Raw genomic sequence first — 26,863 nt, 5'->3', positions numbered from 1 at the left:
CGTGGCAGATACGGATCATCTATCCCCAAGTGTTCCTCCGGCTACCCCTTCCCTCTCTGTATGGGAATGGTTGCGAACTAATCTGTTTAGTACCTGGTATAACGTCATTCTGACGATTATTTGTCTAGGTGTAATCATTCTAGGATTGAGAGGTTTACTTGGCTGGATCTTCGGTGTAGCCCAGTGGGCAGTTATTGAAGCCAACTTGCCCTTGTTCTTTGTTGGTCGCTTTCCTCAGGCACTTTACTGGCGGCTTTGGCTTTCTCTAGTGATGATTGCTGGGTTAGTGGGTCTAACTATAGGTAGTTTTCAGTACAACAGCCGTACTGGGAAGCGCACTCTCTTGTTAGTCCTTGGTGTTGCTATTGCTGCAGCACTCCTGCTACCTGTGGAACTCATGCCACGCCTGTGGATGGCGGCGGTTATTGCAACCACTGTTGCTGGCTTTTTGCTGGGAAGGCAGTTTTTCAGTCCAGAAATTAGCAGTTGGCTGCCCTTGGGGTGGGCTTGCTTATTTATCGTTATTTTATGGCTGGTTAAGGGAGGTTTGGGTCTAGAACCGACAGAAACCAGTGTCTGGAACGGTTTGCTGCTGACGTTAATCACGGCACTCTTTAGTATTGTTCTTTCCTTTCCTCTGGGTGTTTTGCTGGCACTGGGACGCCAAAGCACTCTGCCTGTAGTGCGCTGGTTTTGCATCCTTTATATTGAAGTGATTCGCGGGTTGCCCCTAATTGGTATTTTGTTTTTAGCTCAAGTAATGCTGCCGTTATTCTTGCCACCAGAATTTGAGCGGATGGATCGGGTAGTTCGAGCGATCGCAGGATTAGTTTTGTTTAGTGCAGCTTACCTAGCAGAAAATGTACGTGGCGGACTGCAAGCTGTACCTAGGGGACAAGCTGAAGCGGCACAGGCTTTAGGATTAAATCCAGCACTGGTAGTCTGGCTGATTGTTTTACCCCAAGCGCTAAAAGCGGTTATTCCAGCAATTGTGGGTCAGTTTATTGGGTTATTTAAGGATACATCTCTACTGGCACTGTTTGGTTTATTGGAGTTAACAGGGATCGCGCGTTCGATTTTGGCACAGCCCCAATTTTTAGGGCGTTATGCCGAAGTTTATTTATTTATTGGTCTAATTTACTGGGTCTTCTGCTACGGTATGTCTTGGGCAAGTCGCGATTTAGAGAAGCGATTAAACGTTGAACAACGCTAGCAATTGCTGTAGCCTCCTGGCTGTTTGATGAAGTTCGTCATCGGAAGCGATCGCTTCAAAGCCGATTATCCTTCTTGATAAAGGGGGTAGTCAACCCGGATTTGGTATCACCACTACATTTGGGGATAACTCTGATTTTGATAAACTCTTCTGCACTACCTATCTATCAAATAAAAATAAGACTTCTCTTTTTAGCTCATGGAAAATTCAACCCTCCCCATGAAGCAAAGAGTAAAACTTAAACTAACTCCTCTTTCTCATTCTCCTCTGTGGCAGTCGCAACGGGAGTATTTTATCCAGCATGGGGTTTCCGCTTGGCGACAGAATATTGTACCCAGTTATATCACATCGAATCCCTTTATTGCCCATGCTTATACTCAGGTGGTGTTTGGTTATCTAGACGATATTTTGCAACAAACTCCTAATGGCAACTTAAACCAACCCTTTTATATTTTGGAATTAGGTGCTGGTTCGGGGCGATTTGCTTTTCACTTTCTCAAACAATTTTGGCAAGAATATTCAGAACGTTACGAACATCTACCCGTTCAACCCCAGGTGCGTTACGTAATGGCAGATATTGCTCCTGCTAACATTCAATTTTGGCAAGAACACGAACAGTTAATTCCTTTTGTGGAACAGGGGTTATTGGATTTTGCCTTGTTTGATGCTTGTCGGGATACATCTCTCCAGCTTTTGGTTTCGGGGGAAACCCTTAGTGCTAAGACTCCACCCAATGGGATTGCAGTAATTGGCAACTATTTATTTGATTGTATTCCCAATGACTTGTTTGAAGTTAAGGATGGGCAACTATACGAGTGTTTGGTGTCTTTGACAGATGATAAAGAAGAAACTGTTACCGAACAGTTATTGAATTTAGAAGATGTTGAAGTGCAATATCATCTTCAAACTTGTAGAAAAGATTATTACAAGCGAGATATTTGGAATCAAGTGTTGAAGCTGTATCCCGCAGCTTTAAACCAAGGGGCGTTTTTATTCCCTACTGGAGCATTACAATGTCTGGAAAATCTACAAACTCTTTCCCAAGGAAGATTTATGTTTTTGTCGGGGGATAAGGGGCAGAGTCGTATTGAGGCGTTTGAAGGGCGAAGAAAACCGTCATTGATGAAACATGGCAAGTTTTGTTTTTCCCTATCGGTTAATTATCATGCTTTGAGTACCTATGGGGAAGGAATGGGAGCGACAGTGTTAAAAGTTCCCCACGTTCATAGCAGTCTCAATATTATGGCGTTTTTGTGGGGTCAACACTCTCAGAGTTTTCGACAGACAAAACGGGCTTATCAAAAACATATTGTTGAATTTGGACCCGATGATTTTTTTGCTATTAAGAAGGGGGCGGAGAAGAATTATGAGGATTTGAGTTTACAGCAGATTGTAGGACTTTTGCGATTGAGTCGGTGGGATGCAAATATCCTAATTGGTTGTTATGAGGTATTGCTGGAATTATTACCTAAAGCAACTTCTTGGGAAAGGGCGAGTTTCTATGAAGTTATTCAAAAAATATGGCAGCAATATTACCCGTTGCAGGAAGAACATGACCTCGCATTTTATATTGGTTCTTTGTTAGCGAGAATGGGCTATCAGGGTAAAGCTATTCCTTTCTTTGAACGTTCGATTCAAGTTTATGGTGCAGATGAATGTGTTTATTTTAATCTGGCTTTATGTCATCAGCAAGTGAATCAGACTCAAGCATCCTTGGGTTATTTGGATTTGATTTTAAGTGGGAATCAAGATAATTTTGATGCTTTGCAGTTAAAACAAGAAATTTTAAATTCAAAGGAAGTTATTGAAAATGAATGAAAAAATAAATGTATTTTTGAAGAATAGGGCTGAATATTATTGCAACTTACTTAAAGAACTTATAGGTTCTGAAGTATGCAAGTGTGAGAATGACAGCGATCATTGTCAATGTACAATTAAAATATCAAATGAAATATCAAAAATCAATAAGACTCAATTAGGATTTCTAGAAAGCGAAGATGTTTCAAAGCTTGAGGTAAATGATTGGTTAGGAATAATTTTTACGGCTGCTGACGAAATCGTACAAGAAGATTTTGAAGGGTATAATTTTCAACAGTTTCCAACAAATAAAAAAGTAGTTGGGGATGATTTTGTAGTTCAGTCTCTATATAGTTACCTTTCCCCATTAGTAGGATTTTGGCTTAATTATGATGTATTTAGGTTGGCATTCAAACATGAAGTAAAAGACCAACCCGAAAAAAACGGGAACTACCAAAGCTTTACAGACGAAAATTGCCATTTTCTGAATACAAGTAGAATAAAAAATCGAAACCCGAGCATCCGAGATAGAATCAAACAATTTACATTTACTTATAAAACCGACTCAAATCCTCAAAAAATAGAATTTAGGTTTTATAAAAATGCTCCTATAATTTGGTACGAGAAAGATCATGAAAAGATGTTGTCTTTACAAGATGAGACGTTAACCCTAATAGATAAACAAGCAGAAAACAAAGAGAGCGATACTTATTTTTATTTCTGTCTTGATAGCAAACTTTATGGTGTAAATTTTGAGATAGTTGAAGACAAAAATGTATCTAGATCGCGTCCAATAAATGGAGCAATGCGTGCTGATGAAGTTGAAGATAATAATTACTGTTGGACTGGTAATAAATTATTTAGCGTTGCATTAGGGTTACATATCGAAAAATATAAAGATTCATGTAGTGATGAATTCTATTGCCCAACTAATACCCCTTGGAATAAGAATGATTTGATTAATAAAATTAATGATTCGTCTGTGTCAAATGAACAGCAAATTAAGAATAAGAAGAAAACAAAAAAAAATATGCAAAGTGAAATTCAATACTATAGGGAAAAAGAAAATGGAAAACTAAAAAAATCAAGGCAAAAAAATAAACCAGAAAAACCAAAACTACCAGTAACTTATAACGATGAAATTTCTTCTAGCTTCAAAAGTAAATTCAAGACTGGAAAAAGTAGGTCAGAGAATGGTAAAAAGGACGATCCCGATCCTTTGAGAAAGAAAAAAAAGGGGACTAGAGATAAAACGAATGACACTACACCAGGTGAAGACCTTAAGAGTAATTCTAAGGAAAGAGAGTCAGCAGGTTCTGTAATGGGAGATTATCTCTTACTCTTAGGAGAAGGTGAAGAATTTAAACTTAAAAAACAAGATAATACAGAATTATTATCAGTAGCAAAAAAATATTTATCTGCTAATGAATTGCGCGATGCTGTTTTAAAGAATGATGAAAAATATACATCGGATAATTCTAAACCCGATCAAGAATGGTGTCATCTCTTAGGACATGGAGACGGAGGAAAAGAAACACCTGACAACTTTGTATCGGGTAGTAATCATTGTAATACCGAACAATTAGCCATTGAAGCAGGTCAACGTATTATAACTCATAAAAAATCTAATGATTTTAAAGCAAAAATAACTGCTTATTTAATGGACAAACATCCTGATAATAAAGAACAAGATTTACCCCAAATAATAGACAAAGAGAATAAACCTATCCAACCTCCTTTAGCAAAAAGTATTAGATATAAAATTTATTGTAAGAAGCAAGGAAATGGAAATGGTTCCTTAGAGTCAAAAGGAGAAGAGTTAGAAAAGATATTCGACCATGTTTTTGATGCCCAAAGTGAAAGCTTTGACTACAATCAATTCAAGATTCTGCAATGGACGGTTCGTAGAGTTTTAACTGTTGCTTCTGGTGATATAGATTTAATTGAAAAATACCAGAAATCATTGCTAAAAAGGCTTTATAACAATTTAACCGAACAATTAGTTAATGATAATAAAGAATTATGCAAAGTCAAAAAAATGATAGGTAAGACTTTAGAGATTTCTGGACTTGTAGAATGTAAAAGTGAAGATGTAGAAAATAAACCAAACTTTGCTTACTATTTTGATGACACGACTCTAATGTTGAAGACGGTCGATCAAATTATTCTAAAATCTACTACACCAAAAAGAAGTTCTGAAACAAATTCGACCTCTGAACCTATTCAAAAATCACCACGAACACCAGGAAAATCGGACACAAAAAGCTAATTTCAAAAGAATAAATCAGTTCTACTTAGTACCTAATGTCTCCCATCTATTTAAAAAATACTATATGTAACAATCAATAATTCTTACTATATATTTTATAACATTCATTATGAACAATGAGACTTTAGTAAACCTAAAATTACAAATAGAAAATCTTTCCGATGAACAATGGTCATTAGGAAGAGAGACTATTACTGATGATAATATTATCAATCAATGGTTAACCTGTTTCAATGCCGATACTATTCCCCTTACCAATGTCACTATATCAGAATCAGAAAACCAGAATATATTAACCCTATCAGGAACAACTAACCTATTACAAATTAACGATCTACAGATAGAAATTATCTTTTTTAGATCCCACGATTTAACACGACCAGACAGTGAAGAAATCCAATGCTTAATCAAACCAATTAATTTTCCTGATACTTGGAATCTCGCTACAGCTTATCCCAATCTCCCAGGATATATTGACTTTTCTCCCGATAAAAATTCTTTAGGTCGTCAGGAATCTTTCTTAAAAGATATTGACTTCCACCATGTCACCCTTCTATTTTCCAGTTATGACTTTTTAGCTGCTGACCAAGAAAATCAATGCAACGGACACAATAATCTCCAAACCTTACTTAAAGATTACCCAACTCTAAACGGACATTTATTACAAGTAGGACTTAACTTTCAGGCTACAGTAGAAACAGACAGTGAAATTTGGCAGCAAGTCAAACAAATAAAACCAGACCTAGATCGACTATCAGTATTAGGAAATATTTCCCAACGAGATGATGGCGAACGATTAGAAATCAGCCATTATTTTTTAAACCCAGAGACAAAAACCTATCCCCAACTCACCCTAGATGAAACTTCAGGAGTGGGTATCACCCTCAAACGACTGGTATTAACCAGTGGACTAACAGAATTTAGTAGTCCTTCTCCTAGATTTGCCTTTGAAATCGGCATTGGTTCGGATAACCAAGAACTAGAATTAACTCTAGCACTAGCCATGGGTAGCCGTATTGCCACGATTACAGGTGACTTTGGCGCGGGAAAAGTCTTTTCCCTCACAGAGATGGGAGACATCTTGGGACTAGATAATTTATCCAGCTATTTACCCCAAGGTACAGCATTCGGACAACTAGGATTACGGGATCTCAACCTGAATATTTCTCTATCTCCCCTGAAAATTTCCGAGATTGCCTTTAATGTCACCACAGAAAACCCTTGGGAGATTCTAGACGGTAGGGTTTACGTACAACCCCTCCTGAAATGGAAAAAAGTCTACTCTAATAACGGTCAACCTGCACTAACAACCTTAGATATTGTGGGACTTTGGCAATTAGGACATACAGATTTGATCCTCTTTGCCTCTCCTGCTACAGGGGATGTCTTTGCCCAAATGGATGTCGGTCAATCCTTGGATGCAAGTGCCTTATTTGCCCAGTTGCTACCAGGTAAGGAAAAGCCCAATTTTGCATTGCTGGACATGGACTTGAGTGCCAATTACAAGCATAAGTTCTTTTCCTTAGATATTGATTCGGGGGGTAGTTGGGCGATTGATTTGGGAGGGGAAACTTTATATGTCTATAACTTAGACATGAGTGCCGAATATAACCCAGAAAACGGACTGACAGGCATTATTACGGGCATCTTTGATGTGGGGGGTTGGGAAATTGGCATAGAAGTAGAACTAGAAGAACAACTGCGAATACAAACCACCATCCCAGAACTAAATGTTTCTGACATCTTAGAACAATTCCTCACTGCTATTTCCCTTCCTTCCGAACTTCCCGACTTTGTTCTAAATAACCTAGATGTACAAGTAATCCCTTCCCTTGGTGCATTTGAAATTCAGGGACAATCATCTACACCCTTAGAGATTTTCTCTGGTTTTAACTTCACCCTCAGTTATTTTCGCACTGTTCGAGATGCAGCCAAAAATGTCAACTGCGATTTGGGTTTAATTTTACAACTGGGAGAAGTTCCCTTATATCTCACCGCAAACTACAGCCGATTTGATAATGGTAGCGAAAGTAAAGATAAGCAAACAGAATGGATATTCACCGCATCGGCAACAGAAAGCTCGATTCCGTTGGGAAATTTAATTGAATCTCTCAGGGAAATGGTAGGTTTAGACTATTCCCTTCCTGCTGAAAACCTTGCGATTAGAAACGTCAATTTAACATTTAATTTAGGGAATGAAGACCGATATTTTAGATTCTACTGTCTGGTCGATCGGGGAAAAAGGGAATACGGGGAATTAACCTTTGCAGCAGATAAAGAAATATTGGTAACTGAAACATTACAAGCCAACAGTGAATGGTCATATCTGTTTGAGATGAAATTAAGCGACCAAAACCAAGGTATTAATTTTAAAAATCTTGCAGACGATTATCTTCCCCGACAATTTGCTCTACCTGATGAAATAGAATCTATTGGACTATCAAATCTAAAATTATCTGCCACACCGAAAACAGGTGCTGTTTCCCTCAGTAGTGAATCAACTGAAACTTGGCAAATCCCTATCGGTGTTAATGGACTAGAAATCAAAGATGTCGCCCTAGCTGTCAACCGAACAGTAACCCAAGATAAGAAAAAAGCAACTACAGGAACTATCGGGGGTATCCTAAAAATTGGCAGTACCCCTTTCCCGGTTACTTATAATTTTCCTGGGGATTTTGTGCTAAGAGGAAAAGTTTCTTCTTTCAGCTTGTCACCACTAATTCGATACTTGTGCGGTGACGAAATCCTAAAACGCACGCCAATCCCTGCAAGCATAATCGCTCTCAGCTTTTCCGATATTGATATTACCATCGCTCCCCAAGCCAAAACCTTCTCCCTCGCAGCAGCAGAATCACCTTTAGGTAGACTAGAATTTCTCGTCCAAAAAATGCCCGATGGAGACTGGGGATTTACTACGGGTTTTATTCCCCCAAGCACCTGGAAATTCTCCCAAATTGCCGACGAACTTAGCGTCCTAGATGGGCTTAAATTCTCCAATACAGCCCTGATTCTATCTTCAGATAAAAACCGTAATTTATCCTTAACTACCCTTGAAACTCCCCGTAGCGACATATCTGTAATTCGAGGATTAAACTTCTTCGCCAATCTCGATTTATCGGGTTTGGGGGTTGATGAACTTCTGGGTATTACATCCCTTAACGTTTATACAGCCATCAGTGGTAAACCCACCGATATCGTTCTAGAAGCTTCCATTAATGGGGAATTTCAACTATCTGACACGGTTGCTTTTGGAGACATTAAATTTCGCTTACAACCTTCCCCTAGCAATTTCTCTCTAACTTTGCTAGGAGCATTAACTGTAATCATGAATGATAGCCAATTACAGTTTATTGGCGGGATGGAAGTCGAACCAAGAGGAGCAGTTTTACAAGCAACCATGTCTGGTATTTGGAACGAACCTTTCAATACTAAAGGTGTTTCTATTGCTCATGTAGCATTGGACTTAGGAGTAAGCTTTGCCCCCCTCTTACCCACTATTGGCATAGCTGGAACTTTACAAATCGGTGACTTTGAAGGCGCAATGGCAGCTAAATTTGATTCTGCTATGCCCAGTCGCAGTATGCTAGCTATTGAATTCAATCGCTTGTATTTGATGGATGTAATCCGTACCTTCTGCGGTGCTACTGTTACCAATGCCATTCCCGATAAACTAGCGGAAACTGTACTGAATATCGGTTATGAGAATGTAAAAATATACATAGTTCCCCAAGATACCCAAATCGGCGAACTCTATTTTGAGCAAGGCTTTAGACTAGAAGGAACAATGCTCTTCTGGGGTTTGCGAGCTTATGGCTACATGAATATCGACTATTTAGAGGGAACAGAAATTAGAGGAGAAGTAGAACCTATCAATCTCGGCGGAATATTTAAGCTGACTGGAGCGGGAAATAAACCCAAACCCTCCTTATACCTTAAAGCCAGTCCTCAAAAACCACCCAATCTAGATATTTCGGGTGCGGTAGAGTTATTAGGGTTACGTAGCGAAACTCAACTCAGCTTTTCGGAAAAAGGATTTGATTTCGTGACATCAGGAAGAATTTTCGATAAGTTTGAGTGCAACATTGAAGCAAAAGGCAAAGATTTTACCAAAGGTGGAGATTTTTGGGTTAAAGCAACCTTACGAAACGATCTATTTGTCTGTTTACGCAAAAAAGCCACAGAAGCAATTGAAAAAGCTACTGAAAGTGTAGTCGGAGACCTCTCAGAAGCTCAAGAACGTATCGAACGCGCTCAAAGAGAAGTCAAGAAGCTGAATAACGATATTACAAATATGCGACGAGAGGTTAACCGCGAACGAGAAAGAGATACCAAGCGACTTCAAGATGCCCAAAGAGAAGTCAAAAAAGCAGAGAATGAAGTAAACAAACTTGAGAAAGATATCCGCAATAGTCACAATAAAATAAAAGAACTCAAGAGAGATATCAAAAACAAGAAAAAGTCAATTGGCAGAACCAAAAATCTACTCAAAAAAGGTTCTCGTACAGCAGAATTTGCTGCCTATTCCACCAAAAAAAGTGCTGAAATTGGGGTTATTGCCACCAAAATTGGCGGACTAGAAACCGCTAAAGCAACTGCAATTGGAGCGTTAAAAGTTGCCAGAGAAGTATTAAAGGGAATTGATGCTGGAATTAAAATACCTGATATCGATCTTGACCCCAGAATAGCAGGTTTGATTGCTGCTCGCGAAACTGCCAATGTAGTCCTTGAAGCAGCTGAGCTTTTCTTAGAAGGATTGATAAAAACTATGGGTGCGATCGCAGAAGTAGGTAAATTTATTATTGATTTTGGTCTGGGGGGAATATTGGATATTCGCGCAGCTAGTTTTGAAGGCTCATTGAGTGCAACTCAAGGTGGTAGCGTGGCTTTATCTTTAACTGTGGTATTTATGAACAAAAGCCCAGAAACTTTGAACCTTAATTTTAACTTCAATGACCCCCTCAGTGGAGCAAATGCTTTAGCGAAAAAACTCTTACCTAACTGATTTAGAGATGACACTCTTGTTTTGGGACAAATGAGTTATTAAGAAAATATAAAAGGCGTGGTGTTTTGGCTTACGTCGTAGAATATAAAAGAAGAGTTGTTCATTTATAAATATTTTACTTTGTGGAATAAACATAAGGGTGTACACAGCGGAATTAAATTCTCTATTCTGTTATCTTCCGGAGTGAAATTGGCATGATGTACACAGAGAATGGCTACAGTCCATTCAGAGCGAGTGAGGTTACTAGGCTTCTCGCCAGGACGAAAAGATTGCTTACCACAATGACGACAGCGCCAACCCGCAGCCTCTTTTACAGTTAGGGCGATTTCTGACCAATTTTCGGGGTAGCGCTGAACTCCTATGCTACTCAACAAGGGGGAATTAAGGGGGGTTTATTGGACTTATTCAAGAGGTCTACTGGTTACCAGTTTATAGTTAAGTTGACGAGGGAACTTAGTAATGACACAGATTAAAGTCGTTTATAGGGTATTGAGGACAACAATTACTTGAATTTTTTATCTTGTTGGGTTTACTTTGCTTGTTGTCTCATGTTTTTACTGAAGAAATTATTTAACACACAACGATTCTATTGTTTGTCCGGGTAACCACGGGAGATTGTTCTACCAACCTCACACCTACAGCCAAGATTAAGGTGGCAAGTATCCAGGCAACGAAGGCTAGAAATCTTCTTTTTTTCATAAAAATCTCCCGCAGGATGAGCGTCCCAACAAAGGGATTTTGAGGAAAGCAAGGCAGGAATTACTGCTTTCCCTGAAATATTTAAGGCTCAAACTCCTTGCTAGGATCATACCAACTAAATGAGTACTTTACCAACTAAGTTGGTATGCTTCTATGCCAAGAAAACAGCAAGGATGGATCACTTTTCAATCCTCTCCAGAGGAGCGAGAAATTCTAGAGCAGTATTGCCAGGAGTCGCAGCGCACCAAAACAGAGATTCTCAGGGAACTGGTGCGTAGTCTTAAGCAGCAGTCATCGTTACCAACGAAGCAATCAATTCAGCCAAAGGCAAAAGACGTAGGTGATTATGAGGTAGAATTTCTTGGTGCCAAATCAGAGCATCAACCAATCAGAGTTAGCGCCCGCAATGTTCTTCAGGGAACCATCAAACAAGTTATTGCTGATTCTGTGAACACTCTGATTACTCTAGAAATTGCTCCTGGCGTTGAACTTACTTCAGTGATTACTAGAGTCTCCGCAGAAGAGTTAGGTTTGTCCGAAGGAGAAAAAGCTTATGCCGTGATCAAGTCCAGTAACGTCATGATCGCGGCGGCTCAAGCAGGAGATCTATTTCTAGTTCATTGAGAGCAAAATACCTAAATATCTTTACAGTCTTCTTAGGTAATTAACACTTGCGCCTGATCACTTTAGCTTGTCAAGGAGTTCAGGAGACTGATCTCAACAAAGAAAAATAAACTGTGATAGGATTAAGGGTCGTGTTAACATTTAACGATTGGGAAAAATCCCAAATCAATACTTTACACAGGAGCATCAGGGGATGAAAGTAAGCGCACGCAACAACATCAAAGGCACGGTGAAAAAAGTCATAGCCGGAGCTGTTAACAGTGAGATCATTATAGAAATAGCTCCCGGTATTGAGATGACGGGGATCATTACCAACTCTTCTAGCGAGCGGCTTAATATTAAAGAAGGTAGTGAGGCTTACGCAGTAGTCAAGGCATCAGATGTAATCATTGCTGTTGATTAATCTGGATCAGTCACTCTACTGATAGCTGACTTTTGACTAGGCAAATAAAAGGTCAATCCTCTAACAAAATAAGGTTTAGTGGATTTAAATAAATGTACCAAGGGAAGGGTCGGTCTTTGAGACCGCCCCACTTTTCCTTGTAGACTTCTACTTGCAGGTGATACTCCTGAGAGTTTTGAGGAGGAGTATGTAACCTGACATAGAGAGTCTTGCGGTGTTGTGTCTCGCTCGTACTTACCAACCAGCAAGGAAAGGTATTCTCCTGATTCGGTTCCTTGAGAAAGGTAAGGAGATGAGCGCGAATTCCTACATGGCTCAATTGGTAGGCGATAGGTTCGACAACACGGAGAGTGCATTCCCAATCAAGCGCTTCCACCGTTTCAACATCAACCATCCGAGCAGTAGAAAAGTTCTTGCACTCGGTAATTTGGGCAACTGTAAAATTAGCTGGTCGCTCAAAAATTTCTTCTTTCGAGCCACTAGCAATTACTTTCCCTGCTGAAAGAACTAGCAGATTACGACAAACTCGATAAGCTTCTTCTAGCTTATGGGTAATAAATAAAGTCACCCCATCATAAGCCTCAAGAACCTCGATCAGCAACTGTTCTATCTGGCTACGCAGATAAGCATCTAGTGCTGAGAGGGGTTCATCCAGGAGTAAGGCTTGTGGATTGATTGCCAAGGCTCTAGCCAAGGCTACTCTCTGCTGCTGTCCCCCCGAAAGCTGGTGAGAGTAGCGGTTTTCTAAACCCGACAATTGCACCAGGTTGAGATATTTCGCTACCCGTTGAATACGGTCTTCTTTGGGTAAATCTTGCAGACCAAAGGCAATGTTTTGAGCTACCGTCAGGTGTGGAAACAGGGCGTAATTTTGAAAAACCACTCCAATGCGGCGATGGCGGCTAGGAATATTAATCTTGCGTTGTGCATCGAAGAGGACTCGCCCATTTAAGACAATACGACCTTGGCTGGGGTTTTCCAAACCAGCGAGGCAACGAAGAGTCATACTCTTGCCAGAACCAGAGGCTCCTAAAATTCCCAAGGGTTTACTATCTGCCGTAAAAAGGGTTTCTAGGGTAAAACCAGGGAGGTTCTTTTGCAGATTGACCAACAGTTCCGCCTCTTGTTTGGCAGGCGCCAAGCGCTCGTTATTTTTTCTCGCCAGATATCTACCTGATTGATTAACTTCTGGGCAAGATATTTCCTGAAACTGACCTAGAATCAGGAAATTGAACAGTTTTTTGGTGAAATTATTCGCCTTGATACCTACAATCTTTTTGGTGTTTTGAGAATCAGACCAGTAATTGATGATAGCAATTACACTCAGGGATATAACTACCATCAGTAGCACCCAATTCAAGGCTTCGCCCATCTTACCGGCTTCCGCTGCAAAAAAAATCGCAATTGGCATAGTTTTCGTTCTGCCTGGAATACTGCCAGCAATCATTAAAGTTGCACCAAATTCCCCCAACGCTCTAGCAAAAGCGAGGATAGTACCAGCTACAACTCCCGGCCAAGCTAGAGGTAGAAGCACCTGCCAAAAAATTTTCCTCTCAGAAGCACCCAGCGTGCGAGCACAGCTAATTAAATTAGTCTCAACTTGCTCAAAAGCTCCCAGCACAGCTTTGTACATTAAGGGAAAAGCTACTACAGTAGCGGCAATTACTGTAGCTGGCCACGTAAAGATGATGTTGATTCCTACTGACATCAAAAGCTGTCCCAATGGGCCATTTCTTCCTAGTAGCAGTAGTAGCAAAAAACCTGCCACTGTGGGCGGCAAAACTAGGGGTAGGGTGAAAAGACCATCAATAATCCCTTTGCCCTTGCCTTGATATTCCAGCATCCAGCGTGCTGCTGCAATGCCCAAGAAAAAGGCAAAGATGGTGGCAATAAAAGCGGTTTTAAGGGAAATCCATAAAGGAGATAAATCAAGTTCCATACGCCTAGTTACACCAGTAATAAGTTTTAAGTAATAAGTAATAAGTACTTTTAGCGGTGTTGCCGGAAATTTGTCTGCAATCCTGGATACTTTCCCTACTTATTTACTTTAGGACTTACGTACCGTAGGAGCCAGCTCAAGGGTTTGAGATTCCAGCTCCTGCGAAGCCGCTACGCTAACGCTATCGCCAGAGAATGACGTAATCTCTTACTCAGTGCGTAAGTCCTGTACTTATTACTTATTAATCGAACACTCCTTTTTGAGTTGAGGGAAATAGCTTACTCAACCATGCCAAAGTCGTACTCCTCAAATACTGCTTTTGCTGTATCTGTTGAAAGAAATTGGACAAATTCCTGGGCAGGTTCAGGATTTTTACTGTCTTTAATTACTGCTACTGGATAGATGATTGGTTGATGAGAGTCTTCTGGAGCTGTAGCGGCTATCTGAACTTTGCCTGAAATTTTGGCATCGGTTCCGTACACTAAACCGGCATCAACGTTACCTGTTTCCACATAAGATAAAACCTGGCGGACATCCTTGGCGAACACAAATTTAGATTGAAGAGGATCAAATAACTTGAAGTAAACGAGGACTTCCTTGGCATACTGTCCCGCTGGTACACTTTCTGGCTCTCCGATTGCTACTTTGTTTACTTGATTAGTAGTTAGTTGTTGGAAATCAGAGATGTTCGTCTTATCCTTAGGCGTAATTAAGACTATTGAGTTTTTTAAGAGGTCTTGGCGCGTACCTTCCAGCAAGAGGTCTTTCTGTTGTAAAGTATCGATCCACTTAGGAGCAGCCGAAAGAAAGACATCTACCGGTGCTCCTTGTTCAATCTGTTGCTCTAAAGAACCGGAAGAGCCAAAGTTATAAGTAATAGTGACGTTGGGCTTTTCCTGTTTGTATACTGGCTCAATGGCTTTCATCGCATCTTGCAGGCTAGCAGCAGCGGATACCGTTAGCTCTACTGGTTCTGACTGTGCAGTTGAAGTTTCTGAGGGAGTGTTGGTTGTTGCTTGATTGCAGCCAACTGTCACCACTAAGGCGGGAAACATCCAAGCAATCAGGGTAAGAGCTTGTTTTCTCTTCATGGGCACTAACTATATACTTGTAGACCGTCAATGGGATGGACTATTGAGCAGCGGGTAAAAGCCTAAACCTGTTGCGAGGATTGTAGCAGCAAAATCAGTTCATTACCAACCAAGTTGGTAAAATTTTTTGACCAAAAATGACGTCACGCAGACCCTAGAGGGAATACCTGCTTCAATAAGTCAAAATCTATTGAGGGGTAAAACTAAAAGGCGACTGCAACGTAACAAACCCACAACATAAGTTAAAAAAAGTTGTTTTGGCTACAGCAATGATCACATTACTGAAATTATCTTGCAATAGATAGAGGTGCAGTTGTAAGCTAAAGACATTCAAATCTAAAGAGATTATTAAATCCTTTTAGGTGAATACGTTTAGTGGTAATTAGTTATGAGTTCATCAATATTGCGTCAACTTTGGTCTTTGATAGAAGCCACTCAGACTTCTACTCTTATGAGTCTCGACGATACCAAACTGGTAGAAAGCTTGATGCAGCAACTAGAAGAGCAACGTTTACTTAATCGCGAAGAAACCAATTGCGTGAGCGTTTACATTAGATCTAGGATCTTACTGATTCGTGAGTTAGCTCAGGCGAGGTTAGTCACAGACCCCTTGAGATAAAAAGGTCAGAGTGCTGATGTCAGCTCTAGCTGAGGTTTGACTGCTCTATGACTGAAGTATGGTGAACAGCAAACTGCTCTCAATGCTTATGATGTAGCGTAACTTACTTTTGCTATCCTAGCGGTGACTTTGGCAATCAGTCTGTTTAAGATAGAGCGGAAAAACTATAGTAGTTTGGTCACCGACGCCTCAGCAACTATGACCTTAAACTCGAACACCAGCAACTCAGAAGAGTCAGAAGCAGTGATTGTTGCTCAAGAAGTCCATAAGTGGTACTCCAGTAACAAGTTTCATGTACTGCGTGGCGTCAGTATGAGCGTCAATAAAGGGGAAGTTGTAGTGGTAATGGGACCTTCAGGTTCCGGCAAATCAACCTTTATCCGTACTTTCAATGCCTTAGAAGATTACCAACGGGGACAGATTATCATTGATGGCATTGAGCTATCCCACGATCTCAGGAACATCGACGCGATTCGTAAAGAAGTGGGCATGGTGTTTCAGCAATTTAACCTGTTTCCCCATCTATCCGTACTGAAAAATGTAACCCTAGCACCAATTTGGGTGCGACGCTGGCCTAAGAAACGAGCAGAAGAAGTGGCGATGCAGTTGCTAGAGCGTGTTGGTATTTTAGAGCAAGCACACAAATATCCCGGTCAACTCTCTGGGGGACAGCAGCAGCGGGTGGCAATCGCTCGTGCCCTGGCAATGCAACCAAAAATCATGCTGTTTGACGAACCTACCTCTGCCCTTGATCCGGAGATGGTAAGAGAAGTACTCGACACAATGCGATCGCTTGCTGAAACAGGGATGACAATGGTGATCGTTACCCATGAGGTTGGTTTTGCCCGCGAGGTGGCAGATCGGATTGTTCTCATGGATAGTGGCGTGTTGGTAGAACAGGGGCATCCCCAGGAATTCTTCCAGAATCCCCAAGAAGAACGCACCCGTCAGTTTTTAGCTCAAATACTTTAAAACAGGGTTGTAGGTTAGGGAGTTAACCTAGGCAAATACCCCTCAATCAGATAGTCTGACCCTAGCTGATACCCAGTTACTCTCTCTAAAATTAGGGCTTCTGTCATCTTACTAAAACCCAAATCTCCTACTGGTGAAGCAGCATCTTGACCACCGATAATTTTTGGGGCGACGAATGCCAGTACTTTTTGCACTGCACCATCAGCGATCGCTCTTGCCCCTAAAAATCCACCACATTCCCACAAAATACTCGACAGTTGCCGATCATACAGGTGCGTCATGACCTGAAGCGGTGTTAAGGGGGTTAATTCCACCACTTCCACTCCTTTATCGATCAATTGCTGCTGTAGATCTAGATTAGCTCCTGCCTGCGTGAATACTAAGGTAGGGGCTTCAGTTGTTCGCCACAGATTAGCTTCTACTGGCAAATCGAGGTTACGACTCATCACTACCCGTAGTGGATTGCGGCTGTCTGGGTTATGGCTAGTAAGATAGGGGTTATCTTGACGTACCGTATTGCCGCCAATAATCACGGCATCGCAAGCCGCCCGTAGTTGATGTACATAGGTCCGAGCTTCTTTACCCGTGATCCATTGACTATGACCACTACTAGCGGCAATTTTACCATCCAGGGTCATAGCGTACTTCAATATTCCCCAAGGACGCTGGTAGAGAGTGCGATGAATAAAAGCTTCATTGAGCTGAAGGCAAGCCGCTTCTTCTACACCCACCACCACTTCAATTCCTGCTTTTCGTAATTCCTCAATACCATTGCCTGAAACGCGGGGATCAGGATCAACCATACCTATCACTACTTTCGTCACTCCTGCGGCAATTAAAGCTTCTGAGCAGGGCGGCGTTCGTCCGTAATGATTGCAAGGTTCTAAATTTACATAGATAGTTCCTCCCCTAGCCTTTTCTCCAGCTTCACGCAGGGCAAAGACTTCGGCATGAGATTGACCAGCAGCAGGATGAAAGCCTTCGCCGACAATCTCTCCATTCCTGACAATTACAGCACCCACTAAGGGATTGGGACTAGTCAGTCCCATGGCGCAGCGGGCAAGCTGGATACAGCGCTGCATCATGGCACACTCGAAGGGCGTTCCTACAGGAGATACTAGCGATGTTAGTTGAGAATTTAGTGGGACATCTAAGGGAGAGTTTTCCATCAGCTTGGTTTTGTCGTGCCTACCCCTGAGTTTTAAGAATCAGGAAGGCTATGTCTCTTTGATCATCACCTATTGTGGCAACTGCCAAATTTTGATCGTATTGTCAGCACTACCACTGACTAAGATTTTGCCATCGGGGCTCAGGGCGAGGGAATTAATGTAACTGGAATGGCCGGTGAGGGTGCGGATTTCTTTGCCCGTGGCGAGATTCCAAATTTTGATCGTATTGTCCGCACCACCACTGATTAAGATTTTGCCATCGGGACTCAGGACTAGGGAATTAATATAACTGGAATGGCCGGTGAGGCTGCGGATTTCTTTGCCTGTGGTGAGATTCCAAATTTTGATCGTATTATCCGCACTGCCACTGATTAATGTCCTACCATCGGGGCTAATAGCGAGAGAATTAACGGAACTGGAATGCCCAATGAGAGTGTGGATTTCTTTGCCCGTAGCAAAATCCCAAATTTTGATCGTATTGTCCGCACTGCCACTGACAAGGATTTTGCCATCGGGGCTAATAACTAGGGGCTTAACCGAACTAGAATGCCCGGTAAGAGTGCGGATTTCTTTGCCCGTGGCAAAATTCCAAATTTTGATCGTATTGTCCGCACTGGCACTTACTAATTTCTTGTCGTCGGGACTAATGGCGAGGTAATTAACAAAGCTAGAATGCCCGTTAAGGGTGCGGATTTCTTTGCCCGTGGCAAAATCCCAAATTTTGATCGTATTGTCACCACTGACTGTGGCAATATTGCTCCAGTCATGACTAATTCCAAAGTAGTCAATATGTTTAGCATTTTTAACAAGAGTACGGATTTCTTTGCCAGTAGCGAGATTCCATATTTTAATTGTCTTGTCAGCACTGGCGCTAACTAATCGTTCCCCATCGGGGCTAATGACTAGGTAATTAACGTAACTGGAATGTCCATTAAGAGTTTTAGCAAAGGAAATATTTTTATAAGCAATAATATAGGGAGAATCTAAGGGGTAAACATGCCAAATAGTATAGGAAGCTAATCCCATAGCTAGAACAACCACTCCTCCAATTAACCAGTTTGATGGCTGTAAACGTTGCTTGCTATTTCTAGGAATTTTCAAAGATAGCTGAGTTAGAGAAGACTGAACTCTTGTGATCACTCCCTGATTATTTGTTGGGGTAAATTGAGACCATTCTTTAGTAAGCTGAGCTATTTCATCTAAGATTTCTTGAGTATTTTTCGGTCTAGCGGCTGCTGTAGGAGCCATTAGCTTATCAATAAAGTTGGCTAGTTGTACCGAGATTGCAGGTGCATGATTGCGCCAATTTACTTGATCAGTGAAGGGCTCGTAAATGCTCGGATCTGTAGCCTCTTTACCAGTCAGTAAATAAACGAAAGTACGCCCCAAAGCATAAAAATCTGACTGCGGCACTGCATGGCCTTTTTCTTGCTCTGGGGGCGTGTAACCAGTAGAACTAATTTTAGTAACACTACCTGCACCAGCGACTTCAGCTAGATAGGTATAGGTCAACTCTCTAGCTGTTCCAAAATCAATTAACACCACTTGCCCAGTGGAGCGGAGCATTATATTTTCTGGTTTAATATCACGATGGAAATAGTTTTTTTGATGAACTAGATGCAAAATCTCTGCTAACTGCTGCAACCAATCAAGAGCTTGTTTTTGAGAGATGGGATTATTGCCCTGTTGCCTCATCCACTGCTTTAAGTTGAGGCCATCAATTTTCTCCATAATGATGCAGTGTACAGGCACAGCAGGGTTTCTGGGCAAAAATTGGAAGTAGCCATCTTGGTCTATTTTCGGTATACCAGGATGATTCAACTGCCCTAAGACGGCTGCTTCTTGCTTAAATAGCTCAATGACTCTAGGGTGAGAGTTGTGCTTTTGCTTAAGTACTTTCAGTACTTTAGGCGTTGAGCCGCTATAGGCTTCATAAACTTTGCCAAAGCCGCTGTGATCACTGAGCAAACGCATTACCTGATAGTGCCCTTGTATCAGCAAATCTGAACCACAATTGCGACAAACACGATTGTTAATGTTTGCCGGATCATTGGGCTGAGGGCAGCTGGGATTAATACAGTAGCTCATGGCTGCCTACATAATCGTTGTATCCCCAATCATAGAATGGGGATTGTTAATTATCTACTCAAGGAATTATTAACAACTAAAAACTGCTAGTCTTGAAAAGTTTGCGCTTAACTATCTTTGGTCAATTTTCTTGATGAAAGTCTTTTAAAAATCTGAATTAAAATTTGTGTAAGAACTGCTAGAGTGTAAAGATGTATTTCTAAATTTTCTGCTTAGTAAAGATTTATGATTGCCGTTGCTGCCTCAGACAGGCAACCCCCCCAGTCCTACTGGCATCAAAACACTGCTCCAGATTTGCGACAGCTAACAGTATTCTGCGACTTTGATGGCCCTGTAGTGGATGTCTCCAATCGCTACTATGCTACTTACCAAATTTCTCTGGCTGAGACCAAAGCCTTTTACCAAGCTAGAGGTATTAACTTACCTATTCAAATGCTTAGTAAAGAGCAGTTCTGGCAAATGAAGCAAAACCGTGTTCCTGATGTAGAAATTGCCATGCGTTCGGGTTTACACAGGGAACAAATCGATAGTTTTTTGGAGCGTGTCATAGAAATTGTCAATCAACCCGAGTTGTTGAAAAAAGATCGGTTGCAGCCAGGGGTAAGTTGGGCATTAGCTCTGCTACATTCTCAGGGTACACGTTTGGTGTTGGTAACATTGCGCTGTCAATCACAAGCTACACAGATTTTAAGAAATCACGGCTTGACTCGCCTGTTTAGTGGTATTTACGGAACCCAAAACGCCCAAGCAGCCTATCAAAACTATACCCAGGTGAAAACGCAACTACTAGAACGAGCCATCAGGGAACAATCCTGTTTAACTGGGTATCCCTTATCAGCTTGGATGGTGGGTGACACAGAAGCCGATTTATTAGCTGGAAAGGCGCTATCACTTCCTACCATCGCTCTAACTTGCGGTATCCGCTCTCATTTTTACCTCAAGCAATTTCAACCAACTTGCATGCAAAACAATCTGCTGGCTGCTGCTCAATACCTGTTAGAAAACCTCAAGAATCAAGGTTAAACTATAGACAATTAGGCAGTGGCTGCGACACTTTCTGGCTCGTAGCGTAGCCGATCCTGTTTGTCCTCAAGTATTATTACTCAATTGATTTGAGATTGCTCCATCAAGCTCAAACGCTCCCACCATCGGTTGAGCGGATAATAAACTACCGGCGCCCATAAACTACTAAGAATTGCAGAGGAAAGAGCAATGCGCTGGTGATCAGCCCAAATTTCTGCCAGGTTGCGATCGCCCATTAAACTATATTGAATTGCGGTAACCGTCTCTCCGACCACCGCCATGCCAAAAACAATTAAGGCTACAGAAATAAAATCTTCCTGAATATACCGTTGCTTCTGAATGCGAGCGGTCAAAATTCCCACTACAGCAAGACTCAAAACATGGCTAGGGTAAGGAGCAGTCATGCCATCTTGAATCATTCCCAGTGCCAATCCAGCTAAAGCGCCCTGAAAAGCTGTACGCTTGACGCTCCAAGCTACAACCCAAATTAATAGCCAATTGGGAGCAATTCCTAGTAATTCCATCCCCTGTAAACGTACTGGTAAGACCATCAGGCAGATGAAAACTGAACAAAGAGTTACTAAACAATTGATAATCTGACGAAACCAGGGTGAGTACTGAGAAAGGTTGTTCAAGAGCTTAGTTCTCCGGTTCTTCGCTACTAGCTTCTTTCAGCTCCTAGCCATTTATGGACACAGCATTTGTTAAGGTTATTATCTCAATTTTAATAAAAAAAATGAGCCATTCAACTCAACTGAACTTCTATTTAACTAACAGATTTCTTATTGAGGAACAATAATTACCCACTCTAAATAATTTACCGGTGCAGTCAACTCAATGACTGCCTCTGGAGCGGGGCTTTTGTCAAGATTCACCGACTCTACCCTTCCTAGTGGTAAACCTGCCGGAAAAAGCTTACTGACGGGCGAGGTAGCGATAACGTCACCACGACGGACATCTGGCACCTTATCAAAAAACTCCATAACTGCCCGATTAGAGCCTTGTCCCCGAATAAAACCCATGCTACGACTACGGCTAATGACGCTACCCACCCGACTGGTAGAGTCACTAATTAGCAGCACGCGACTACTGTTAGGAGTCGTACTGACAACCCTACCTACTACACCGCCGGCGCCCATGACTACGGAACCAATCTTGATCCCATGTTGACTACCTCGGCCTAAAGTTACTTGTTGCCACCAATGGTCAGCACTGCGTCCCACAATCGGAGCAATAATTCCTCCGTTTATTTTTTCGGCTTCCACATAACCCAAAAGCTCTTTTAGCTTCTGGTTTTGGCTTTCCAGTTCAACCAAGCGCTGTTGTAGTTCAAGTAACTGGGCATCTTCAAGACGCTCCTCTTGCGTGGGTAGAGATTGAAAGGGAAGAGTAATCAACTGGTAAGCCTCCAATATTGCTGCCCCTTGAGTTTGGCGAAGCACCCAGGCAGCACTCAAAGTTAGCCCTCCCAAGACAATTGCTATTCCATGCCGATCCCACCAGCGACGCATTATATACATAGCTTGTTCATCAACCGCCAGCTTCAAACCGACGTGTGTTCTCCGATACTCCAGGTAAATGGCTCATTTCTCTAAAACAAGACTCTAACAAGGCTCGTCCAGACTGATATTTTAATGGTTAACCACCTAAAGATGACTAGAACGTCCACTAAATACCCTCTCTAACTGTTTAAAATTCTCTAGAACACGACCTGTTCCCAAAACTACACAACTAAGGGGGTCTGCTGCCACATGGGTTACGATACCAGTCTCGTGACTGATGAGGGTATCTAGTCCTTTAAGTAAAGCACCTCCACCTGCCAACATAATGCCTCGGTCGATAATGTCTGCTGCTAGTTCCGGTGGTGTTCGTTCTAAGGTGCGTTTGACGGCATCAACAATCACAGAGAGGGGTTCTGACATGCTTTCCCGGATTTCCGGTCCCTTGATGGTCACGGTACGCGGTAAGCCAGACAGCAAGTGCAAGCCCCGTACCTCCAAGGTAGCATCATCATCATCATGAGTCGGATAGGCTGAGCCAATCTGAATTTTGATTTCCTCGGAAGTGCGCTCTCCGACTACCAAGTTATGAACCTTTTTCATATACTGGGTAATCGATTCACTCAGCTCATCTCCAGCAATACGCACAGACTCACTAAGAACAGTTCCTTGCAAACTGAGGACTGCTACTTCGGTAGTGCCACCACCGATATCGATAATCATGTTGCCAGTTGGCTCTGCCACTGGTAGTCCAGCGCCGATTGCTGCCGCTACTGGCTCATCAATTAGGTAAACATCTCTGGCACCAGCCTGAGACGCGGCCTCCATTACTGCTCTTCTTTCCACACCAGTGACACCACTGGGAATACCAATGACAATCCGTGGTGAAACCAAGGTTCTGCCTTCATTGACTCGGCGAATGAAGTGCTTAAGCATTAGTTCCGCCGTGTCAAAGTCAGCAATCACACCATCGCGGAGAGGGCGAAGGGCAACTACATTTCCTGGGGTTCTGCCCAACATTTTTTTAGCATCCTCACCCACCGCCAACGGAACTTTTAAGTCCTGATCTATGGCGACCACAGAAGGCTCTTGGAGAACAATGCCCTTACCTGATACGTATACTAAAGTGTTAGCAGTACCCAAGTCTATACCCATATCTCTTGATAGAGAAAAGCGACTGAAAAGACCCACTCGTTTCTACCCCCCAAAAAAAACTAAATGCTGCTGTGTATAGCCGAAATGTAACCTAGCCGTAACCCTAACCGAGGTGGATTCTATTACGTTTTCTAGGGTTAGTCTAGTAAGGTGGAGAAATTCGCTATCATCGGTAGTCAGAAAGAAGCTGAAATTATCATTCAAGTGATTTACTCGTTTCTCCGGAGAATGTTAAGTAAAGGATATTGGTTGGTTAATTGGTAGTTTTGCTTGCTCCACTTTTTCGACTAACTCTGGATAAACACTGCAAAACAGGTTTAGATGTAATAAGACTTATGAGTTTAAATGTTGTTAATTTAATTGGTCGCGTTGGTACAGACCCCGACGTCAAGTACTTTGAATCCGGCAGTGTTCTATGTAAACTGACACTAGCAGTTAACCGCCGTAGTCGCAATAATGATCAACCCGACTGGTTTAACTTAGAACTGTGGGGGAAAACTGCGGAAGTCGCGGCTAATTATGTTCGCAAAGGAAAGTTAATCGGAGTACAGGGTTCTCTCAAGATTGACCGTTGGAGCGATCGCACTACAGGAGCAGAACGCTCATCCCCTGTGATTAGAGTGGAACGCCTTGAGTTATTAGGTTCTAAGCGGGATAACGAAACTAGCTCTTTTGATAGCTACAGCGATAGCGATACAGAATTTTGAGCCAGGTGAAAGGTAAAGTTATATCTCATCTGCCGCTAAGTTAAGTATATCCCAAACCATAGCCAGCAGTTGTGTGCCTAGCTTCTCTTTAAATAACTCACCGGCTTCGGGTAAGTCACTTGGCGGCTAAAATCTAAAACTTCCATGTAAAAGAAATCTGCTGCCGAATCGGTTAGCGATGTTAAGTTTAGGGATCAAACTTTCTCTAACAAACCTCTAAAAGATAACATCTGCGGGGTTCTACAACAAGAAAAAAACAGAAAATTTTGATTCATCTGATCACTTCTCCTCACCGGAATAGCGGACACCACTAAAAGAGGTTCCTGGACTCCTAACAGAGCCTTATTTTGCTTTCAGTCTGCCATAGCAATGCCTGATTATTTTCAGCTGTTACCGTTTTAGTAACTGATCAAGATTCTCATTTCTCTCCAAGCTACCTCATATCGAGGAGTCCTGAGTCAGCAACAGGAGGATTCAGAGGAATAGCTCTCTCTAACCCATTTAAGCGCTATAGCGAACTAGCCATTATCTCCTCTCCTTCTCCCTAGCAAATTAGTAGTGAAATCATCAATAATCCCATGAATAAACTTTCTGTATAGTGCTTAGCAGTAAACTTAATAACCCAGGGAAAGGATTGATTGCATTGAGAAGCTTGTAGAGTAGAAAGAATGATTTCTTAGTGAATAATGGCTGATGCAACTGCCTGGGTGAGTTTCTTCTCCCCTATCCCTTCACCTTCTTTTCTCTATTTTCACCAACCTCTGTTAGCAACTGCGAGCGAGGGGACAGCAACCGAAGCTGAAAACGAACCAATGGTACTAGCCGCAGTACTACTGAGTTTAATTGTGATTTTCTTTGCCAGCAAACTGGGTGGCGAGATTTGCGCTCGGATTAATTTACCACCGGTATTAGGTGAATTAGTGGGCGGCGTCATAGTGGGAATTTCTGCCCTAAATCTGTTGGTCTTCCCTGAAGCCAGCGCAGATAGTACAAGTTCCTTAATTATGAACTTTCTTCAGAGTACCGCTGGTCTGACTCCAGAGGCGGCTAACTCAGTGTTTGGAACACAAAGCGAGATCATTTCCGTTTTGGCGGAACTCGGTGTTGTGATTCTCTTGTTTGAAATTGGACTAGAGTCAGATTTACAAGAGTTGATCCGAGTTGGGCCTCAAGCCGCAGTGGTAGCAGTGGTAGGGGTTGTAGCACCTTTTTCTGCTGGTACTGCCGGTTTAGTTTATTTATTTAACGTTCCTGTTGTACCGGCAATTTTCGCCGGTGCTGCGCTGACAGCTACCAGTATCGGGATCACGGCCAAAGTGTTAGCAGAAATTGGTCGTCTCAGTTCCAAAGAAGGTCAAATTATCATTGGTGCAGCGGTTCTCGATGACGTCTTAGGCATTATTATCCTAGCGGTCGTTGCCAGTCTGGCAAAGACAGGAGAAATTGTTATTACCAACGTCATCTACCTCATTATCAGCGCTGGTGTTTTCCTAGTGGGTTCAATTTTACTGGGCCGCTTCCTGAGTCCCTATTTTGTCAGCTTAGTTAAGGAGATGAAGACGCGCGGTCAAGTATTGGTGACTGCAATAACTTTTGCCTTAATACTGTCTTATGTTGCTGCAGCTATTGGTCTAGAAGCAATTTTAGGAGCATTTGCTGCTGGACTAATTTTGGCAGAAACCGATAAACGCCGAGAACTAGAAGAGCAGGTAATTCCCCTTGCGGACGTTCTGACACCGATTTTCTTTGTAGTCGTAGGTGCAAAGACTGATTTAAGCGTTCTTGACCCAACCGTTCCCAGCAATCGGGAAGGCTTAGTCCTGGCAATTTTCCTGATTGTGGTGGCAATCATCGGTAAAGTAGTCACAGGTTTTACTGTTTTTGGTCAGCCTGGGATCAACCGACTAGCAATCGGTGTTGGTATGATTCCACGAGGCGAGGTGGGGTTAGTGTTTGCTGGTGTTGGCGCAGCAAGCGGCGCTCTTTCGGAAGCTACTGAGGCGGCGATTATCGTGATGGTTATTTTGACCACATTTATTGCGCCTCCTTTGCTAAGGTTAGTATTTCAGGAGTCAGAATCGGAAGCTACTCTTGAGCAGACAGGCGTATTTGAGGGTGCTAGCCAAGGAGCAGCGCCAGTGGAACCGGGTGTAAATCCTCAGGAAGCATCCAAGAAAGCTGAAATGCCACAGGAAACTAGACAGGACGACTGAAGAGTGAGACTAATCTTTGGCAAAAAGTGCAATTGGCACTTCCAGATTGGGTGTTGCAAAAATCAACAAAAACTGACTCGATGTTTTCAACCGTGCCATTTCTTCAGTAAAGTTGCCCGATGTTAGGAGAGCTCCAATCAAGTAAAGGGTAAACTTTCTACAAAATGCCCCTTAAGGGGTTAAATTATCAAAAATTAGGGAGCCTGGTTATTGACTAGTAACTTTCATCTGCTAGGCTATGTCATCTAGCTTAGGCTCCCTTAGGACTACGGGTAATCAAAGAGTCAACCTGCAACAAGAGTCAACCTGCAACTTAATAAGCCGTAGGTTTATTAAGGCAATCTAAAAAAGGCTTTTTGAGCCACGGCAATATCTCCCCTA

General features: G+C 42.1%; 19 protein-coding genes. 11 read left to right on the top strand and 8 right to left on the bottom strand.

The window, feature by feature from the left end; all coding sequences use genetic code 11:
* Position 1: 1 nt before the first annotated feature.
* The 4 genes from ACT7WV_RS01550 (at position 2) to ACT7WV_RS01535 (ending at position 10,281) form a co-directional block, all read left to right on the top strand.
* The gene (locus ACT7WV_RS01550; protein WP_445101205.1) at positions 2 to 1,213 is read left to right on the top strand and encodes an amino acid ABC transporter permease; all 1,212 of its coding nucleotides are present in this window, start codon (positions 2 to 4) and stop codon (positions 1,211 to 1,213) included.
* A 219-nt stretch (positions 1,214 to 1,432) separates the two neighbouring features.
* Entirely contained in the window at positions 1,433 to 3,031 is a 1,599-nt protein-coding gene (locus ACT7WV_RS01545; RefSeq protein ID WP_445101204.1) for an SAM-dependent methyltransferase, read from the top strand.
* On the top strand, positions 3,024 to 5,279 hold the full coding sequence (locus ACT7WV_RS01540; protein ID WP_445101203.1) for a hypothetical protein: 2,256 nt from the start codon (positions 3,024 to 3,026) through the stop codon (positions 5,277 to 5,279). The genes ACT7WV_RS01545 and ACT7WV_RS01540 overlap by 8 nt, the downstream gene beginning before the upstream one ends.
* Before the next feature lie 109 nt (positions 5,280 to 5,388).
* Positions 5,389 to 10,281 (top strand): hypothetical protein, encoded by a 4,893-nt coding sequence (locus tag ACT7WV_RS01535; RefSeq protein WP_445101202.1) that lies wholly within the window; start codon positions 5,389 to 5,391, stop codon positions 10,279 to 10,281.
* A gap of 104 nt (positions 10,282 to 10,385) precedes the next feature.
* Here the strand turns inward: ACT7WV_RS01535 and ACT7WV_RS01530 are convergent, their stop codons facing one another.
* Entirely contained in the window at positions 10,386 to 10,655 is a 270-nt protein-coding gene (locus tag ACT7WV_RS01530; RefSeq protein WP_445101201.1) for an HNH endonuclease, read from the bottom strand.
* 478 nt (positions 10,656 to 11,133) lie between these two features.
* On the opposite strand from ACT7WV_RS01530, the gene ACT7WV_RS01525 reads away from it, so the two are divergent.
* Together ACT7WV_RS01525 and ACT7WV_RS01520 are read left to right on the top strand one after the other, a co-directional pair.
* Positions 11,134 to 11,604 (top strand): TOBE domain-containing protein, encoded by a 471-nt coding sequence (locus tag ACT7WV_RS01525; RefSeq protein WP_445101200.1) that lies wholly within the window; start codon positions 11,134 to 11,136, stop codon positions 11,602 to 11,604.
* Between the two features lie 193 nt (positions 11,605 to 11,797).
* Entirely contained in the window at positions 11,798 to 12,007 is a 210-nt protein-coding gene (locus ACT7WV_RS01520) for a TOBE domain-containing protein (RefSeq protein WP_445101199.1), read from the top strand.
* A gap of 52 nt (positions 12,008 to 12,059) precedes the next feature.
* Here the strand turns inward: ACT7WV_RS01520 and modB are convergent, their stop codons facing one another.
* Together modB and modA are read right to left on the bottom strand one after the other, a co-directional pair.
* Positions 12,060 to 13,946: a molybdate ABC transporter permease subunit gene (gene modB, locus ACT7WV_RS01515; RefSeq protein ID WP_445101198.1), complete on the bottom strand. Its 1,887-nt coding sequence runs from the start codon at positions 13,944 to 13,946 to the stop codon at positions 12,060 to 12,062.
* Between the two features lie 278 nt (positions 13,947 to 14,224).
* A complete protein-coding gene (gene modA / locus ACT7WV_RS01510) occupies positions 14,225 to 15,037 on the bottom strand; it encodes a molybdate ABC transporter substrate-binding protein (protein ID WP_445101197.1) in 813 nt (270 codons plus the stop codon).
* A gap of 388 nt (positions 15,038 to 15,425) precedes the next feature.
* On the opposite strand from modA, the gene ACT7WV_RS01505 reads away from it, so the two are divergent.
* A complete protein-coding gene (locus ACT7WV_RS01505) occupies positions 15,426 to 15,656 on the top strand; it encodes a hypothetical protein (protein WP_445101196.1) in 231 nt (76 codons plus the stop codon).
* 198 nt (positions 15,657 to 15,854) lie between these two features.
* On the top strand, positions 15,855 to 16,628 hold the full coding sequence (locus tag ACT7WV_RS01500; RefSeq protein ID WP_445101195.1) for an amino acid ABC transporter ATP-binding protein: 774 nt from the start codon (positions 15,855 to 15,857) through the stop codon (positions 16,626 to 16,628).
* Between the two features lie 14 nt (positions 16,629 to 16,642).
* Here the strand turns inward: ACT7WV_RS01500 and ribD are convergent, their stop codons facing one another.
* Complete coding sequence (gene ribD, locus ACT7WV_RS01495) at positions 16,643 to 17,797, bottom strand: bifunctional diaminohydroxyphosphoribosylaminopyrimidine deaminase/5-amino-6-(5-phosphoribosylamino)uracil reductase RibD (RefSeq protein WP_463424135.1); 1,155 nt, start codon at positions 17,795 to 17,797, stop codon at positions 16,643 to 16,645.
* Between the two features lie 69 nt (positions 17,798 to 17,866).
* A complete protein-coding gene (locus ACT7WV_RS01490) occupies positions 17,867 to 19,885 on the bottom strand; it encodes a WD40 domain-containing protein (RefSeq protein WP_445101194.1) in 2,019 nt (672 codons plus the stop codon).
* Positions 19,886 to 20,110: 225 nt separating this feature from the next.
* On the opposite strand from ACT7WV_RS01490, the gene ACT7WV_RS01485 reads away from it, so the two are divergent.
* Positions 20,111 to 20,908: an HAD family hydrolase gene (locus ACT7WV_RS01485; protein WP_445101193.1), complete on the top strand. Its 798-nt coding sequence runs from the start codon at positions 20,111 to 20,113 to the stop codon at positions 20,906 to 20,908.
* Positions 20,909 to 20,988: 80 nt separating this feature from the next.
* On the opposite strand, the gene mreD is transcribed toward ACT7WV_RS01485, so the two are convergent.
* From mreD to ACT7WV_RS01470, 3 genes are all read right to left on the bottom strand, one after another.
* A complete protein-coding gene (mreD, locus tag ACT7WV_RS01480) occupies positions 20,989 to 21,543 on the bottom strand; it encodes a rod shape-determining protein MreD (RefSeq protein ID WP_445101192.1) in 555 nt (184 codons plus the stop codon).
* A 147-nt stretch (positions 21,544 to 21,690) separates the two neighbouring features.
* The gene (gene mreC, locus ACT7WV_RS01475; protein WP_445101191.1) at positions 21,691 to 22,428 is read right to left on the bottom strand and encodes a rod shape-determining protein MreC; all 738 of its coding nucleotides are present in this window, start codon (positions 22,426 to 22,428) and stop codon (positions 21,691 to 21,693) included.
* A gap of 126 nt (positions 22,429 to 22,554) precedes the next feature.
* Positions 22,555 to 23,562 (bottom strand): rod shape-determining protein, encoded by a 1,008-nt coding sequence (locus ACT7WV_RS01470; RefSeq protein WP_445101190.1) that lies wholly within the window; start codon positions 23,560 to 23,562, stop codon positions 22,555 to 22,557.
* Positions 23,563 to 23,897: 335 nt separating this feature from the next.
* On the opposite strand from ACT7WV_RS01470, the gene ACT7WV_RS01465 reads away from it, so the two are divergent.
* Together ACT7WV_RS01465 and ACT7WV_RS01460 are read left to right on the top strand one after the other, a co-directional pair.
* Positions 23,898 to 24,269 carry a single-stranded DNA-binding protein gene (locus ACT7WV_RS01465; protein WP_445101189.1) on the top strand — a complete coding sequence of 124 codons (372 nt, stop codon included), beginning with the start codon at positions 23,898 to 23,900 and terminating at the stop codon, positions 24,267 to 24,269.
* Between the two features lie 686 nt (positions 24,270 to 24,955).
* Positions 24,956 to 26,482, top strand: a complete 1,527-nt coding sequence (locus tag ACT7WV_RS01460) for a cation:proton antiporter (protein ID WP_445101188.1) — start codon at positions 24,956 to 24,958, stop codon at positions 26,480 to 26,482.
* Positions 26,483 to 26,863 lie beyond the last annotated feature (381 nt).

This window comes from Symploca atlantica LB2515 (genome assembly GCF_052546295.1).
Note: the sequence above shows the minus strand (reverse complement) of the source record. Positions and strands in the feature narration are given on the sequence as shown.

What these genes read in the sequence shown, in the direction of transcription:
- ACT7WV_RS01545 (WP_445101204.1), top strand. Translation starts at nt 1,433, where the DNA reads ATGAAGCAAAGAGTAAAACTTAAACTAACTCCTCTTTCTCATTCTCCT.
- ACT7WV_RS01540 (WP_445101203.1), top strand. Translation starts at nt 3,024, where the DNA reads ATGAATGAAAAAATAAATGTATTTTTGAAGAATAGGGCTGAATATTAT.
- ACT7WV_RS01535 (WP_445101202.1), top strand. Translation starts at nt 5,389, where the DNA reads ATGAACAATGAGACTTTAGTAAACCTAAAATTACAAATAGAAAATCTT.
- ACT7WV_RS01525 (WP_445101200.1), top strand. Translation starts at nt 11,134, where the DNA reads ATGCCAAGAAAACAGCAAGGATGGATCACTTTTCAATCCTCTCCAGAG.
- ACT7WV_RS01520 (WP_445101199.1), top strand. Translation starts at nt 11,798, where the DNA reads ATGAAAGTAAGCGCACGCAACAACATCAAAGGCACGGTGAAAAAAGTC.
- modB (WP_445101198.1), bottom strand. Translation starts at nt 13,946, where the DNA reads ATGGAACTTGATTTATCTCCTTTATGGATTTCCCTTAAAACCGCTTTT.
- modA (WP_445101197.1), bottom strand. Translation starts at nt 15,037, where the DNA reads ATGAAGAGAAAACAAGCTCTTACCCTGATTGCTTGGATGTTTCCCGCC.
- ACT7WV_RS01505 (WP_445101196.1), top strand. Translation starts at nt 15,426, where the DNA reads ATGAGTTCATCAATATTGCGTCAACTTTGGTCTTTGATAGAAGCCACT.
- ACT7WV_RS01500 (WP_445101195.1), top strand. Translation starts at nt 15,855, where the DNA reads ATGACCTTAAACTCGAACACCAGCAACTCAGAAGAGTCAGAAGCAGTG.
- ribD (WP_463424135.1), bottom strand. Translation starts at nt 17,797, where the DNA reads ATGGAAAACTCTCCCTTAGATGTCCCACTAAATTCTCAACTAACATCG.
- ACT7WV_RS01490 (WP_445101194.1), bottom strand. Translation starts at nt 19,885, where the DNA reads ATGAGCTACTGTATTAATCCCAGCTGCCCTCAGCCCAATGATCCGGCA.
- ACT7WV_RS01485 (WP_445101193.1), top strand. Translation starts at nt 20,111, where the DNA reads ATGATTGCCGTTGCTGCCTCAGACAGGCAACCCCCCCAGTCCTACTGG.
- mreC (WP_445101191.1), bottom strand. Translation starts at nt 22,428, where the DNA reads ATGTATATAATGCGTCGCTGGTGGGATCGGCATGGAATAGCAATTGTC.
- ACT7WV_RS01470 (WP_445101190.1), bottom strand. Translation starts at nt 23,562, where the DNA reads ATGGGTATAGACTTGGGTACTGCTAACACTTTAGTATACGTATCAGGT.
- ACT7WV_RS01465 (WP_445101189.1), top strand. Translation starts at nt 23,898, where the DNA reads ATGAGTTTAAATGTTGTTAATTTAATTGGTCGCGTTGGTACAGACCCC.
- ACT7WV_RS01460 (WP_445101188.1), top strand. Translation starts at nt 24,956, where the DNA reads ATGGCTGATGCAACTGCCTGGGTGAGTTTCTTCTCCCCTATCCCTTCA.